Origin of the sequence: Massilia sp. PAMC28688 (assembly GCF_019443445.1) — a bacterium.
GTDB lineage: Bacteria > Pseudomonadota > Gammaproteobacteria > Burkholderiales > Burkholderiaceae_D > Telluria_A.
Genome location: NZ_CP080378.1, coordinates 4,724,561 through 4,737,249, shown reverse-complemented (window position 1 = coordinate 4,737,249; position 12,689 = coordinate 4,724,561). Strand labels below are relative to the sequence as shown.

At 60.1% G+C, this 12,689-nt stretch carries 13 protein-coding genes; 11 read left to right on the top strand and 2 right to left on the bottom strand.

Translation table 11 applies throughout. The annotated features are described in order from the left end of the window. The first annotated feature begins 17 nt into the window (after nucleotides 1-17). The 5 genes from KY495_RS21100 (at nucleotide 18) to KY495_RS21080 (ending at nucleotide 5,048) form a co-directional block, all read left to right on the top strand. A complete protein-coding gene (locus tag KY495_RS21100) occupies nucleotides 18-1,256 on the top strand; it encodes a branched-chain amino acid ABC transporter substrate-binding protein (protein WP_374041014.1) in 1,239 nt (412 codons plus the stop codon). Nucleotides 1,257-1,352: 96 nt separating this feature from the next. Continuing rightward, nucleotides 1,353-2,297 carry a branched-chain amino acid ABC transporter permease gene (locus KY495_RS21095; RefSeq protein ID WP_219881253.1) on the top strand — a complete coding sequence of 315 codons (945 nt, stop codon included), beginning with the start codon at nucleotides 1,353-1,355 and terminating at the stop codon, nucleotides 2,295-2,297. Continuing rightward, nucleotides 2,294-3,565, top strand: a complete 1,272-nt coding sequence (locus tag KY495_RS21090; protein ID WP_219881252.1) for a branched-chain amino acid ABC transporter permease — start codon at nucleotides 2,294-2,296, stop codon at nucleotides 3,563-3,565. The genes KY495_RS21095 and KY495_RS21090 overlap by 4 nt, the downstream gene beginning before the upstream one ends. Nucleotides 3,566-3,585: 20 nt before the next feature. Next, nucleotides 3,586-4,347, top strand: coding sequence for an ABC transporter ATP-binding protein (locus KY495_RS21085; protein WP_219884364.1), 762 nt, complete (start codon nucleotides 3,586-3,588; stop codon nucleotides 4,345-4,347). Further along, nucleotides 4,344-5,048 carry an ABC transporter ATP-binding protein gene (locus tag KY495_RS21080; protein ID WP_219881251.1) on the top strand — a complete coding sequence of 235 codons (705 nt, stop codon included), beginning with the start codon at nucleotides 4,344-4,346 and terminating at the stop codon, nucleotides 5,046-5,048. The genes KY495_RS21085 and KY495_RS21080 overlap by 4 nt, the downstream gene beginning before the upstream one ends. A gap of 110 nt (nucleotides 5,049-5,158) precedes the next feature. Here KY495_RS21080 and KY495_RS21075 read toward each other — a convergent pair whose 3' ends face one another. Continuing rightward, entirely contained in the window at nucleotides 5,159-5,410 is a 252-nt protein-coding gene (locus KY495_RS21075; RefSeq protein WP_219881250.1) for a hypothetical protein, read from the bottom strand. Between the two features lie 610 nt (nucleotides 5,411-6,020). On the opposite strand from KY495_RS21075, the gene KY495_RS21070 reads away from it, so the two are divergent. The 4 genes from KY495_RS21070 to ahpF all read left to right on the top strand — a co-directional run bounded on the left by KY495_RS21070 (nucleotide 6,021) and on the right by ahpF (nucleotide 11,240). Then, nucleotides 6,021-8,108 (top strand): 3-hydroxyacyl-CoA dehydrogenase NAD-binding domain-containing protein, encoded by a 2,088-nt coding sequence (locus tag KY495_RS21070; RefSeq protein ID WP_219881249.1) that lies wholly within the window; start codon nucleotides 6,021-6,023, stop codon nucleotides 8,106-8,108. A 188-nt stretch (nucleotides 8,109-8,296) separates the two neighbouring features. Next, nucleotides 8,297-8,734: a hypothetical protein gene (locus tag KY495_RS21065; protein WP_219881248.1), complete on the top strand. Its 438-nt coding sequence runs from the start codon at nucleotides 8,297-8,299 to the stop codon at nucleotides 8,732-8,734. A 247-nt stretch (nucleotides 8,735-8,981) separates the two neighbouring features. After that, a complete protein-coding gene (gene ahpC, locus KY495_RS21060) occupies nucleotides 8,982-9,545 on the top strand; it encodes an alkyl hydroperoxide reductase subunit C (RefSeq protein ID WP_219881247.1) in 564 nt (187 codons plus the stop codon). Between the two features lie 99 nt (nucleotides 9,546-9,644). Then, nucleotides 9,645-11,240: an alkyl hydroperoxide reductase subunit F gene (ahpF, locus tag KY495_RS21055; RefSeq protein ID WP_219881246.1), complete on the top strand. Its 1,596-nt coding sequence runs from the start codon at nucleotides 9,645-9,647 to the stop codon at nucleotides 11,238-11,240. A gap of 75 nt (nucleotides 11,241-11,315) precedes the next feature. Here ahpF and KY495_RS21050 read toward each other — a convergent pair whose 3' ends face one another. Next, nucleotides 11,316-11,735, bottom strand: coding sequence for a hypothetical protein (locus KY495_RS21050; protein WP_229518401.1), 420 nt, complete (start codon nucleotides 11,733-11,735; stop codon nucleotides 11,316-11,318). A 231-nt stretch (nucleotides 11,736-11,966) separates the two neighbouring features. Between KY495_RS21050 and KY495_RS21045 the strand changes: the two genes are divergently transcribed. Further along, a complete protein-coding gene (locus tag KY495_RS21045; RefSeq protein WP_219881245.1) occupies nucleotides 11,967-12,236 on the top strand; it encodes a type II toxin-antitoxin system ParD family antitoxin in 270 nt (89 codons plus the stop codon). After that, nucleotides 12,233-12,559 (top strand): type II toxin-antitoxin system RelE/ParE family toxin, encoded by a 327-nt coding sequence (locus tag KY495_RS21040; RefSeq protein WP_219881244.1) that lies wholly within the window; start codon nucleotides 12,233-12,235, stop codon nucleotides 12,557-12,559. Before KY495_RS21045 ends, KY495_RS21040 begins: the two co-directional genes overlap by 4 nt. Nucleotides 12,560-12,689: the final 130 nt, after the last annotated feature.

Here is a 12,689-nt window from a genome sequence, read left to right as displayed (position 1 = left end):
AAGGATGGAGACACATGATCAAGAACATTCGCCCGTTGACCCTGGCCGTTTCACTCGCATTGCTGTCCGCCGCTGCCCAGGCAGAGACAGTCAAGATTGCATTCATTGACCCACTGTCGGGACCCTTCGCCCCGGTGGGCCAGAACCAGCTCAAGAGCTTCCAGACCATTGCCGACCTGGCCAACCAGCAAAAGTGGGCGGGCGAGCACACCATCCAGGTGGTGGGCTTTGACAACAAGGGCAGCCCGCAAGAGTCGCTCACCCAGCTCAAGGCCGTCATCGACCAGGGCTACCGCTACATCACCCAGGGCAATGGGTCCGGCGTCGGCCTGGCCCTGCTGGACGCGATCAACAAGCACAACGAGCGCAACCCGGGCAAGGAAGTGGTGTTCCTGAATTACGCCGCCATCGATCCGGACATGACCAACAGCAAGTGCAGCTTCTGGCACTTCCGTTTTGACGCCAATTCCGACATGAAGATGGAAGCGCTCACCTCGTACATGGCCACGGACAAGAACGTCAAGAATGTCTACATCATTGGCCAGAACTACGCCTTTGGCCAGGCCGTCAGCCGCGCAGCGAAGGCTTACCTCAAGCGCAAGCGCCCGGACGTCAAGATCGTCGGCGACGACCTGCACCCGATTGCCCAGGTCAAGGATTTCTCGCCGTACGTGGCCAAGATCAAGGCGTCCGGTGCCGATACCGTCATCACCGGCAACTGGGGTGCCGACCTGGCGCTGCTGATCCGCGCGGCCAAGGATGCCGACCTCAAGGCCGATTTCTACACCTACTATGGCGTGACCACGGGCGTCCCAACGGCCATGGGCGCGGCCGGCGCCGACCGTGTCAAGATCGTCGGCAACTGGATGGTCAATGCCGAGAACAACGCCGGCAAGGAAATCGTGGAAGGCTTCAAGAAGAAGTACAACGATGACTACTACACGGCCCAGACCCACAGCAGCATCGGCATGCTGGCCCAGGCCATCAAGCAGGCCAAATCCACCGACCCGGTCAAGGTGGCGTTTGCCATGGAAGGCGCCAAGTTCAATAGCCTCAACGGCCAGGTCACCATGAACAAGGTCGACCATCAACTGCAGCAGCCGCTGTACATCGGCACCTGGACCAAAGTGGACGGCAAAACCGTCAAGTATGACCAGGAAAACACCGGTTACGGCTGGAAGATGGACAAGAAGATCGATGCCTACTACGCCACGCAGCCGACTTCCTGCCAGATGAAGCGGCCATCGCCTAAATAAGCCGGGCCTGCGTCACGCGCGTGCGCGGTGGAGGGATAGACCTCCACCGCGTCTTTCAACACGTCGTTCACTTTTGTTTTTGTCTGCGATCCTCCCATGGAATTCACGCTGTTCACGCTGCTGAACGGGGTCAGTTACGGCCTGCTGCTGTTCATGCTCTCGTCCGGCCTCACACTTATTTTCAGCATGATGGGCGTGCTCAATTTTGCGCACGCCAGTTTCTACATGCTCGGCGCCTACATGGCGTACACCATCAGTTCCGTCGTCGGCTACTGGCCGGCGCTCGTTCTGGCGCCAGTGGCGGTAGGCTTGATGGGCGCGCTCGTTGAGCGTTACGGCCTGCGTCCACTGCACAAGTACGGCCATATCCCCGAACTGCTGTTCACCTTTGGCCTGTCCTTCCTGATCGTCGAACTGGTCCAGCTGGTCTGGGGCCGGGCCGCCGTCAGCTACCCCATTCCCCCGGAGCTCGACGGGCCGCTGTTCACCCTGTTTTCCACCAGTTTCCCCATGTACCGCGGCTTCATGATGCTCGTCGCGCTGTCCATGCTCGTGGCAATCTACCTGGTGCTCACGCGCACCCGCGTCGGCCTCGTGATCCAGGCCGCGCTTACCCATCCCGATGCCGTGGAAGCGCTTGGCCACAATGTGCCGCGCATCTTCATGTGGGTGTTTGCCGGCGGCTGCGCGCTGGCCGGCCTGGCAGGTGTCATCGGGGGCAATGCCTTTGTCACCGAACCTGGCATGGCCGCCACGGTGGGCAGCATTATCTTTGTGGTGGTCGTCGTCGGCGGCATGGGTTCGCTGGCCGGCGCCTTTGTCGCGTCGCTGCTCATTGGCGTCTTGCAGACCTTTGCGGTGGCACTCGACTATTCGCTCATGTCCATCGTGACCGCCCTGGGAGGCAGCGTGGAGGCCGGCACGCCGGGCTACGACCTGCTTAACCTGACCATTGCCCAGAGTGCGGCCATCCTGCCATACCTGCTGCTGGTCCTGATTCTGATCTTCCGCCCCAAGGGGCTGATGGGGACGCGCGAATGAAGTACGCTCCAGTTAACCTTTCCCGCTATTTCGTGTGGGGCCTGTTTGCCCTGATCCTGGTCGTGGCGCCGAAGATCTTCACCGAAGGGGCATCGCTGTCGATCCTGTCGCAGATCGGCACCCTCATGATCTTTGCCCTGTCGTACAACATGCTGCTGGGGCAGGGCGGCATGCTCTCGTTCGGCCACGCCGTCTATTCCGGGCTGGGCGCCTTTTTTGCCGTCCACGCCATGAACAGTGCCGGCATCGGCGCGGCGATTCCGACCTCGCTCATTCCGCTCGTCGGTGGCGTCGCCGGCATGGCTTTTGGCGTCCTGTTTGGCTACGTGACGACCAAGAAGTCCGGCACCACCTTCGCCATGATCACGCTTGGCCTGGTGGAGCTGGTGTTTGCCAGTTCGCTCATGTTCCCCGGCTTTTTCGGCGGCGAGGGTGGCGTCACCACCAACCGGGTGCGCGGCGAAGGACTGTTTGGCGTGACGTACGGCCCCCAGATCCAGGTCTACTATCTGATCGCGTTCTGGCTCTTCATCAGCACCATTGCCATGTTCGCGTTCACCCAGACGCCGCTCGGGCGCATGGTCAATGCCGTGCGCGACAACCCGGAGCGGGTCGAATTCATCGGCTATAACACCCAGTGGGTGCGCTACCTGACCCTGATTCTGTCCGCTTTCTTCGCCGGCATCTCCGGTGGCCTGGGCGCGATCAATTTCGAGATCGTCAGCGCCGAAAACGTCAGCGCCATCCGCTCAGGCGCGGTGCTGCTGTTCGTCTTCATTGGCGGTATCGGCTTCTTCTTCGGTCCCCTGATCGGCGCCGTGGTCGGGGTGTTCTTTTCGGTGATGCTGTCCGAGTACACGCCGGCCTGGCAGCTGTACCTTGGCCTGTTCTTCATCCTGCTGGTGCGCTATGCGCCGGCCGGCCTGGCCAGCCTGATCCTGTTGCTGCTGCGGGTTGCCAGCTTTGGCAAGTTTGCCCGCATCTGGAAGCCCCTCGCGGGCCTGCTTGTAGCGAGCCTGCTTGGCCTGGCCGGCCTGGTGCTCGGTGTGGAGATGCTGTACCACCTCACCCTCGAAGGCGCCAATGGCAGCGTCATGACGCGCGCCGGCTACGCCATCGACACCAAGACCGTCACGCCGTGGCTCATCGCCGCCGGCCTGGCAGCGGTGGCCATTGTCCTGTACCGGGTGCTCCAGCCGGGCTACAGCGCGGTATGGCATGACGTGAACGCCGAAATCGCGGCCAAACAGCGCGGGAGTGCGGCATGACCCAACAGACTACTACCAATATGACAGCTGCACTTGAACTGCTGGATGTACGCAAGAGCTTTGGCAAGTCGGAGATCATCCGCGGCGCCAGCCTGTCGGTCGCGAAGGGCGAGCGGGTGGCGGTGATCGGTCCCAATGGTGCCGGCAAGTCCACCCTGTTCAACCTGGTGTCGGGCCGCTTTGGCATTTCAGGCGGCGACATTCGCCTCAACGGCAGCAGCATCAGCGGCCTGACGCCATTCCAGATCAATCGCCTTGGCCTGGCGCGCAGTTTTCAGATCAGTAACCTGTTCGACCGCCTGTCGGTGTACGAAAACCTGCGCTGCGCCGTGCTCTGGTCGCTGGGCTACAAGTATTCGTTCTGGCAGCGCCTCGGCGGCCTGCGCGACGCGCACGTGCGCGCCGAGCAGGTGCTCGAACAGATTGGCCTGCAGCGCCAGCGCAATGTGCTGGCCGGTGTGCTCACGTACGCCGAACAGCGGGCGCTTGAAATCGGCATCACCATTGCAGGAGGGGCGGACGTGATCCTGCTCGATGAACCGACGGCCGGCATGAGTCGCTCGGAATCGGACGCCGCCGTGGAACTGATCCGCCGCGTCACCGAGGGCAAATCACTGGTGATGGTGGAGCATGACATGAGCGTGGTATTCGGCCTGGCCGACAAGATCGCGGTGCTGGTGTATGGCGAAGTGATCGCCTGCGACACGCCGGCCAATATCCGCAGCAATGCGGCCGTGCAGGCGGCTTACCTGGGCCACGAAGCGAGCGAGGAGCTGGCATGAACAATATCCTCGAAGTGAAGGACCTGCATGCGTTCTACGGCAAGGGCCACATCCTGCATGGCGTCGACCTGCATATCGGCGAGGGCGAAATTGTCAGCCTGCTCGGGCGCAATGGAGTGGGGCGCTCGACGCTCGTCAAGGCTGTCATGGGGCAGGTGGAATCGACCGGTTCCGTGCGATTCAAGGGACAGGAGCTGCGGGGACTGAAGGCATTCCAGATTGCCCATAAGGGATTGGGCTATGTGCCCGAGAACCGCGACATCTTCCCGACCCTGACGGTGGAACAGAACCTGATCCTCGGTCAGAAGAAGACCGGCAAGACGGGCCGCTGGACGCTGGCCGACATGTACCGCATGTTTCCGCGGCTGGAAGAGCGGCGCGCGGTGGCCGCGGGCTTTCTCTCGGGCGGCGAGCAGCAGATGCTCACCCTGTGCCGCACGCTCATGGGCGACCCGGACCTGATCATGATCGACGAGCCGACCGAAGGACTGGCGCCCAAGATCGTGGCACTGGTGGCGGAGTATTTGATGGCGCTGAAGGAGAAGGGCGTCTCGGTCCTGCTGGTGGAGCAGAAGCTGGCCATTGCGCTTGATATCTCGCAGCGCCTGTACGTGATGGGGCACGGCGCGATCGTGTTCGAAGGCTCGCCGGCCCAGCTGAAGGAGAATGCGACGGTGCGCAAGGAGTGGCTGGAGGTTTGATTGGTGTCGACGCACGTCCAAAGCAATTTTTGGACGTGCGTCCCCGTTGAGTTGCGCCATGCTTCGGCTGGGCCGTCAGTTCAAACGACGGTGTCCCATGGGCTTCAATGTCACCTCAAAACCGCTGAGCAGACGATGACTTGGCCATACGGACCTTTCCCGGCGATCTGATAAATGGCGCCCGAAGCCCCGACCACCGCAAACCAGTATAGCGGGTCGGCACCGGGATAGGTATCGTGGCCGGCCAGGATCACGCGAGAACCGTGCTTGTCAACGAACTCGTCCCATGAGAGCGAGGCATCGGCAATATTCAGTAATGCACTTAGCACCTCGGCTTGCGCGGATTCTCCCAAAAATTCCAAGGAGCCACGAAGCCTGCTTCATCCTCAACATTGAAGGTTACCAAGCTACCGCCTTCTGGCCTTTATCGCTGCAAGAATCTGGGCCAAATCAGATGCTTTAACTGTAGTGCCAGGTTCGCGGGGCTTTGCCGGGCCGGGCAAAAGTGATTTGGGTATCGCCAGTTGCTTTAACGCCTTCCCTCCGAGCACACGAGGATAGGCATTCTCGACAATTGCGTTTTCCGGTAGTTGCTGATTGTCCGGGGCCGGCGTATTGATAGCGGGCGAGGCGCGACGGCGTCTGGTTGACATACTGTCCTCCTGATTGCGGGTTCATTATGCACCTTCCGAGCGCTGTCTGAGTGCTGTGTCGTTCTTCTCGGGACTTCCGCTAAACAAACCGCAATTAACATCCTTTGGTCATATTCGCTACGAACTATCGGACGGCTTCACTGTCGTGCCATTAACAGCGCGCAAAGGAGAAAGCAACATCAGTGAGAACCGCGATTTGCTGGGACTTCACATGTACGCTGTGCCCACAGGGCCCATGAAAAAGCCCTCAAAAAAATAATACGACCGTTCTATTATGGGGTATAGTTGAGAGATTGCTTTAACTAATAAAGGAAGAGACATGAGTGCCGAATACCAGGTCAATGGCAGTGTAGCCGTCATCACATTCAACAACCCGCCAGTCAATGGCTTAGGTCTCGAAACGCGCACGGCCGCCGTCAACGGCATCCGCAAGGCGCTGGCCGACGACGCCGTCAAGGCGATCGTGATCACCGGCGCCGGCAAGGCATTTTCCGGCGGTGCGGACATCAAGGAATTCAATTCGCCCAAGGCACTCACCGAGCCGACCTTGCATACCCTGATCAACGTGGCCGAATCGTCGACCAAGCCAGTGGTTGCCGCCATCCATACGGTATGCATGGGTGGTGGCCTGGAACTGGCCCTGGGCTGCAACTACCGGGTCGCCTTGCCTGGCGCCCAGATCGCGCTGCCGGAAGTGAAACTGGGCCTGCTGCCAGGCGCCGGCGGTACCCAGCGCCTGCCCCGCGTGCTCGGCCTGGAAATGGCACTGAACATGATCGTCTCCGGCACCCCCATCCTGTCGGACAAACTGGCCAAGACGGCGCTGTTCGACGAAGTGTTCCCGGCCGGCGCCGACCTGCTGGAATCGGCCGTCGCGTTTGCCAACAAGGTGGCCGATGTGCGCCCGCTGCCGCGCGTACGCGACCGCAAGGTGGACTATCCCAACCACGAAGCCTTCCTCCAGTTTTCGCGCAACACCGTCAAGGCCATGGCCGGCCCGTTCCCGGCGCCGCTCGAATGCGTGGAAACCGTGGCAGCGTCGGTCACCAAAAAATTTGACGATGGCCTCAAGTTCGAGCGCGAACGCTTCCTGCACCTGATCCAGACGCCGGAATCGAAGTCGCTGCGCCATGCATTCTTTGCCGAGCGCGTTGCCAGCAAGGTGCCTGACGTTCCCGCCGATACCCCAACGCGCGACATCAAGAAGGCTGCCGTCATCGGTGCCGGCACCATGGGCGGCGGTATCGCCATGAACTTCGTGAACGCCGGCATTCCCGTCGTCCTGCTGGAAACGAAGCAGGAAGCGCTCGATAAGGGCATCGCCACGATCCGCAAGAACTACGAAAACACGATGAAGAAGGGCAAACTGACGCCCGAAAAATTCGAGCAGCGGGTTGGCCTGATCAGCGGCACGCTGTCGTACAGCGACATTGCAGACGCCGACATCGTGGTGGAAGCGGTGTTTGAAGACATGGGCGTGAAGGAGTCGGTGTTCAAGCAGCTCGACGCCGTCATGAAGCCGGGCGCCATCCTCGCGTCCAATACCTCGACGCTGGACGTGGACAAGATCGCCGCCTTCACCAGCCGTCCGCAGGATGTCGTCGGCACCCACTTCTTCAGCCCCGCCAACGTCATGAAGCTGCTGGAAATCGTGCGCGGCAAGCAGACCGGCAAGGACGTCTTGGCCACCACCCTGGCGCTGTCGAAAAAGCTGCGCAAGACCGGCGTGGTGTCGGGCGTGTGCGACGGCTTTATCGGTAACCGCATGATCGAACAGTACAGCCGCCAGGCCGGCTTCCTGCTGGAAGAAGGCTGCCTGCCGGAGCAGGTGGACAAAGCTGTCGAAAAATTCGGCTTTGCCATGGGGCCGTTCCGCATGGGCGACCTGGCCGGCAATGACATCGGCTGGTACATCCGCAAGCGCCGCTACGTGGAGTCGCCCGAGATCACCTATTCCAAGACTGCCGACCTGCTGTGCGAGATGAACCGATTTGGCCAGAAGACCAGCGCCGGCTGGTACGACTACAAGGCGGGCGACCGCAAGGCCTATCCGTCGCAGGAAGTCAACGACATGATCGTCAAGCACTCGGCCGACATTGGCGTGGAGCGCCGCAAGATCAGCGACCAGGAAATTGTGGAGCGCCTCGTGTACTCACTGGTCAATGAAGGCGCGCGCATCCTGGAAGAGGGCATCGCCATGCGCGCTTCCGACATCGACATGGTGTACCTGACCGGCTACGGCTTCCCCGTCTTCCGCGGCGGCCCGATGTTCTACGCCGATACCGTGGGCCTGGCCAATGTGCTGGTCGCGATGGAGAAATACGCGCGCGGCCGCCATGGCGACGCCTGGGCGCCGGCGCCGCTGATGGTCAAGCTGGCAAGCGAAGGCAAAGGTTTTAATAGCTAAGCAACAACGCAGTTTTCCGGGAGCGGCCAGCGATGGCCGCTTTTTTTTCGTGCGTGCAAAACTGTTGTGTTCGTCTCTTTGCCGCCTGTTAAGTACGTTGTAAATAGGCCGCGCACGCGTTTGAGTAGTGTCAATTCACTACGATTTGTGCTTTAATGGCTCATACAAAATCAACAAGAGATGATGCTATGAAGAATTATAAATTCGTCTTTGGCGCAATCCTTACTGGCGCGCTCTTTGCTGGCGCCCAGGCTGCAAACCTCAAAGAACAGGCGCAAACGCCGCCCTCCGGTCTGGTCCAGGATGGCGGACTGCCTGCGGGGCACACCGGTGCGCCGTATCAGTTCGTCGATCCGGAACTGGCACAATCGGCCGTCACCATGGCTGCAGATCCTTCCATCATGCGCGAATTGCCCCCTGACCGGCTGACAGCCTCGCTGGCCCAGGCGCCGGCCCAGAGCTTTGCCGGCGGTGCGGTGGCGGCAGCCCATGCGAGTCCCGCCAAGAGTGGCTTGAACAGTACCCAGTCCGCGGCCAGCCGTGTTGCCGAGCCGGCCTCGGAGCTGTTGCTGCTGGTGGCGCTCAGTGCGCTGGCCATTGCCGTGCGCCGCCAGTCACCCACCTAGCACCGCATCTCAAGCAGCGGCGGCCGCCGGGCCGCCACTGCCTTGCCGCTCCTGCCACCGGGCCGGGCGCTCGCCACCATTTTTCAGTGGTGCGCCACATGCTGCCGGCGGCCCGGCAATGGCATTTTCAATCACACCGATTAATAGAACCAATCGGCGCGCGGACCTTCTTGTTGTATCATGATTCCAATGAGTTCTGCTCATTCGATAGTTTTACTTAACCGGCACCCATAACAAGAGGATCTCCATGTCACTGATCAATACCCAAGTACCAGCATTCAAAACGCAAGCCTTCCACAACGGCAAATTCGTTGAGGTTTCGAACGAAACGATGAAGGGCAAATGGTCGGTCATCATTTTCATGCCAGCAGCCTTTACTTTCAACTGCCCGACCGAAGTGGAAGATGCTGCTGACAACTACGCCGAATTCCAGAAAGCCGGCGCCGAAGTCTACATCGTCACCACCGACACCCACTTCTCGCACAAGGTATGGCACGAGACCTCGCCGGCTGTCGGCAAGGCCCAGTTCCCGCTGGTTGGCGACCCAACCCACGCTCTGTCGCGCGGCTTTGGCGTGCACATCGAGGAAGAAGGCCTGGCCCTGCGCGGCACCTTCATCGTCAATCCGGAAGGCCAGATCAAGACCCTGGAAATCCACGACAACGCCATCGCGCGTGATGTCAAGGAAACGCTGCGCAAGCTCAAAGCTGCCCAGTTCGTCGCCGCCAACCCAGGCCAGGTATGCCCTGCCAAGTGGAATGAAGGCGCCAAGACGCTGACCCCATCGCTGGACCTGGTCGGCAAGATCTAACTGTGGCAAGGGGAGGGGGCGCCACCTGGCGCCTCTCCCGTTCGCGGGGCGGCATCCACGCCCCTGTTTCACTGTTCACCTTTTTTACGGATACCGGCCATGCTCGACGCTACCCTCAAAACCCAGTTGCAGGCTTACCTGCAAAACCTGCGCACCCCGATCATGCTGATCGCGACGCTTGACGACAGCGCGAAGAGCGCGGAACTGCGTGAGCTGCTTGCCGAGATTGCCAGCCTGTCCGATAAAGTCAGCATTGACGAGTCCGGCACGGACGTCCGCGCCCCATCGTTTGTGATTGCCCGCCAGGGCGAAACGCGCGGCGTACGCTTCGCAGCCATCCCGCTGGGACACGAATTTACCTCGCTGGTGCTGGCCCTGCTGTGGACCGGTGGCCACCCGCCCAAGGTCGCGCCCGAAATCATCGAGCAGATTAAGTCGCTCGACGCCGCCAACTTTGAAGTCTATATGTCCCTGTCCTGCCATAACTGCCCGGACGTGGTCCAGGCTGCGGCGCTCATGGCCATTTTCAACCCCAATATTGATACCGTCATCATCGATGGCGGCATGTACCAGAATGAAGTGGAAACGCGCCAGGTGATGGCGGTGCCGATGGTGTTCAAGGACGACGTACTGTTCGGATCGGGCCGCATGACGCTGGAAGAAATCGTGGCCAAGCTTGACGTCAATTCGGCCGACCGCGATGCCGCCAAGCTCAACGAAAAGGCGCCATATGACGTGCTGATCGTCGGTGGCGGACCTGCCGGCGCGGCCGCTGCCGTGTATGCGGCGCGCAAGGGCATCCGCGTGGGTATTGCGGCGGACCGCTTCGGCGGCCAGACCAATGACACCATGGCCATCGAAAACTATATTTCCGTACTCGAGACCGACGGCCCCAAGTTTGCGCTCGCGCTCGAAGCGCAGGTGCGCCACTACGATGTAGACATCATGAACCTGCAGCGGGCCTCGCGCATTGTGCCGGCGGCAGCGCCTGGCGGCATGGTGTCGGTGCACATGGAAAATGGCGGCGTGCTGCGCTCGCGCAGTGTCATCATTTCCACCGGCGCGCGCTGGCGCAATGTGAATGTGCCGGGCGAGGCCGAGTACAAGAACAAGGGCGTGGCTTACTGCCCGCACTGCGACGGCCCGCTGTTTAAGGGCAAGCGCGTAGCTGTCATTGGCGGGGGCAATTCCGGCATCGAAGCGGCAATTGACCTCGCTGGCATCGTCCAGCATGTGACGGTGATCGAATTTGCCGATGTGCTCAAGGCAGATGCGGTGCTGGTCAAGAAGCTCAAAAGCCTGCCCAATGTCGACATCCACGTCAATGCGCAGACCACCGAAATCACGGGCGACGGCCAGAAGGTCAATGGCATCAGCTACCGTGACCGCGTCAGCGAGCAGGTCCACCATGTGGCGCTGGAAGGCGTGTTTGTCCAGATCGGGCTGGTGCCGAACACCGAGTTCCTCAAAGGGACGCTGGAGCTTAACAAGTTTGGCGAGATCATGATCGACGCCAAGTGCCACACGAATTTGCCGGGCGTGTTTGCTGCAGGCGACGTGACGACCGTGCCGTACAAGCAAATCGTGATTGCGGCCGGTGAGGGATCGAAAGCTGCGCTGAGCGCGTTTGACTACCTGATCCGGCAGCCGGTCACCGAGCCTGCGGCAGTCCAGGAAGAAGCCGTCACGGCGTAATGGGCGAATGCCGGTCCTGGCCGGACCGGCAGCGCAAGGCCTTCGCTTGCAGCTTGCGAAGGCTTTTTGTTGGCTTTACTTGAGGCGAATCGGCTTGAAGTAGGGCGCGACAGGTGGCTTGGGGAACTGCACGTTGGCATACGCCTTGCGGAAGCATTCCGCTTTCTTGTTCTGGACGTCGGTCATGGTATCGGTAACACGGCCGCTGGCATCGAGCGTCAGCAGAATCGTCACCGGATAAATCGACATGCCGTGGCAGTTGCCCTTCATGTCGAGTTTGTTGGCATTGTTATAGGCCAGCGACTCGTCTTCATACTTCATGTTCTTCGCGTTCGGGAATTGCTTCTCGAACTTTTGCATCTGGCTCGCGAATTGCGGGTTGCTCGGCGGCGGCGTTTCGTTCTGCGCAGCAGAGTTGGTGTCGCCAGTGCTCTGGCAGCCCGCTGCCAGCAGCAGGGCGCAGATCGCGCTTATTTTCATGATTTGGGTGCGCACAGGAATCTCCAAAGTGTTTGTTTAACAACGTAATGTCATTGTACAAACAAATGCGAATTTGCAAGTTTCAATTGCCGTGCGGGAACTCGATGTGATCGCACAAATTTACTTGAAGCATTTCACACGCCTCTATTTGAACTTTACCCTGAGATCCAGATCAAATAAGTTTGCGCTTTACTGCATTCTGCGATGTGCGTACGATCGAACCTTATTAAAGAATGGGAAGTGGCCATGGGAGCAACACGGCAACTAAGTATCACCTTGCCACCAGATCTGGCCGATGCTGTCGAAGAAATGGTCCGAGCCGGACAGTACGCGTCGGAAAGCGAAATGGTGCACGACGGATTGCGTATTCTCTTGGCACGCGACGTGGCCGTTGAAACCTGGCTGCTCGAAGAGGTCGGGCCGGCGTATGACGCGCTGAAGAATGATCCGGGCAGGGCGCTTTCGGTCGACCAGGTTCGCGCCCGCCTTGCTGCAGAGGACACCAAGACCCGATGAGCTATCATGTTGTCTTCGCTCCCGAGGCCGAAGAACATCTTGTCTCACTGTATCAATACGTCGCCGCAGCATCGTCGCCCGACATCGCATCACGGTATGCCGAAGCAATTGTGAGCTATTGCGAGAGCCTGTGTACCTTCCCCAATCGCGGAACTGCGCGCGATAATATACGTATGGGGCTGCGAATAACTAATTACAAAAAACGTGTGGTGATCGCATACGCCGTGGACGGTGAGACAATTTCGATTATCGGCATCTTTTACGGTGGAGGAGACTATGAGTCAATCTTGCACCCTGCATCAGACAAAGGGCCGGAGTCGTAATGCCCAAGCTTACACCTCGCTCGCCCGATGGTTGCCTTCCTTGAACTGTCGATCAGCACTGTAAGCGTATGGAGGTGCTGATCCTGCAAGATCAAGTCGGGCCGCATGGTCTGCATACCGCGGCAAGAGC

What these genes read in the sequence shown, in the direction of transcription:
- KY495_RS21065 (WP_219881248.1), top strand. Translation starts at nt 8,297, where the DNA reads ATGAAGAATTATAAATTCGTCTTTGGCGCAATCCTTACTGGCGCGCTC.
- ahpF (WP_219881246.1), top strand. Translation starts at nt 9,645, where the DNA reads ATGCTCGACGCTACCCTCAAAACCCAGTTGCAGGCTTACCTGCAAAAC.
- KY495_RS21070 (WP_219881249.1), top strand. Translation starts at nt 6,021, where the DNA reads ATGAGTGCCGAATACCAGGTCAATGGCAGTGTAGCCGTCATCACATTC.
- KY495_RS21085 (WP_219884364.1), top strand. Translation starts at nt 3,586, where the DNA reads ATGACAGCTGCACTTGAACTGCTGGATGTACGCAAGAGCTTTGGCAAG.
- KY495_RS21045 (WP_219881245.1), top strand. Translation starts at nt 11,967, where the DNA reads ATGGGAGCAACACGGCAACTAAGTATCACCTTGCCACCAGATCTGGCC.
- KY495_RS21095 (WP_219881253.1), top strand. Translation starts at nt 1,353, where the DNA reads ATGGAATTCACGCTGTTCACGCTGCTGAACGGGGTCAGTTACGGCCTG.
- KY495_RS21090 (WP_219881252.1), top strand. Translation starts at nt 2,294, where the DNA reads ATGAAGTACGCTCCAGTTAACCTTTCCCGCTATTTCGTGTGGGGCCTG.
- ahpC (WP_219881247.1), top strand. Translation starts at nt 8,982, where the DNA reads ATGTCACTGATCAATACCCAAGTACCAGCATTCAAAACGCAAGCCTTC.
- KY495_RS21080 (WP_219881251.1), top strand. Translation starts at nt 4,344, where the DNA reads ATGAACAATATCCTCGAAGTGAAGGACCTGCATGCGTTCTACGGCAAG.
- KY495_RS21040 (WP_219881244.1), top strand. Translation starts at nt 12,233, where the DNA reads ATGAGCTATCATGTTGTCTTCGCTCCCGAGGCCGAAGAACATCTTGTC.